This window comes from Pseudoalteromonas sp. 120-MNA-CIBAN-0494 (genome assembly GCF_040308885.1).
Taxonomy (GTDB): domain Bacteria; phylum Pseudomonadota; class Gammaproteobacteria; order Enterobacterales; family Alteromonadaceae; genus Pseudoalteromonas; species Pseudoalteromonas nigrifaciens.
The window spans coordinates 1-273 of the sequence record NZ_JBEOOE010000146.1 but is presented as its reverse complement, the minus strand read 5'-3'; the positions used below and the strand labels follow the sequence as shown (position 1 = coordinate 273).

The window sequence follows — 273 nt, the reverse complement described above, 5'->3', positions numbered from 1 at the left end:
AGGTAAGGCTTCGGCATTCATTTGTACGTAATCAATGTTGCCTACAAGGCCTAAGTTATGCAGCTTTTCGCGGCCTACTTTTAACATTGAAGAGTTTATATCACCTAAAACAACCTGACCGGTTTCGCCAACAAGCTGGCTAAACTTTGCAGTTAAATCGCCAGTACCGCCGGCTAAATCTAATACATGATGACCTTTACGAATACCTGAGCTGGCAATTGTTTGACGTTTCCATAAACGATGAATACCAAAAGACATGAGATCATTCATAAC

At 41.0% G+C, this 273-nt stretch carries 1 protein-coding gene; it reads right to left on the bottom strand.

Annotated features, from left to right (window positions below; genetic code table 11):
* Positions 1-273 (bottom strand): class I SAM-dependent methyltransferase (locus AAEY55_RS18305; protein WP_350552672.1); only part of this gene is annotated, 273 nt, incomplete at both ends.